Below are 370 nucleotides of genomic sequence, written 5' to 3'. Positions count from 1 at the left end.
GTCAAACAGGGCATGATCGCGTTCGAGAAGGCGCTACCTGAGAAGATCCGCAAGAACGCCGTCCAGTGCATCGAATACCTGGTCACGTCCTCACCTGGCGCGTTCGAGAACCGGAACGCTGACCAGGAGGCGTATTTGGGGTCACGACACGAAAGTGTATTTTACGTACGCTTAGGGTGAACACCTACAGAACCGCCAGCATTGGGGTTCAAGCGACAAGCAGGGATGCAGGCACCCGAAGCGGACGTAACGCGCCCGCTTCGGGCTGCTCATCGACATTCCAGCGATAGTCCCCTGTCAGAGAGATATGCTCCCAGCCGAGGGGTGCAATATGCCGCGCCAGGTCATCGGAAATGCCGAGCGTTGCGAT

Annotated in this window: 1 protein-coding gene; it reads left to right on the top strand. The window is 58.1% G+C overall.

What is annotated here, in order from left to right; translation table 11 throughout:
* On the top strand, nucleotides 1–180 hold a 180-nt coding region (locus tag KP705_RS21895), incomplete at its 5' end, for a plasmid recombination protein (RefSeq protein ID WP_215765445.1).
* Nucleotides 181–370: the final 190 nt, after the last annotated feature.

Source organism: Gluconobacter sp. P1D12_c (genome assembly GCF_018812105.1).
In the GTDB taxonomy this organism is placed as follows: Bacteria; Pseudomonadota; Alphaproteobacteria; order Acetobacterales; family Acetobacteraceae; genus Gluconobacter; species Gluconobacter oxydans_A.
The sequence above is the reverse complement of the archived record's forward strand: the minus strand, read 5'-3'. Positions and strand labels throughout refer to the sequence as shown.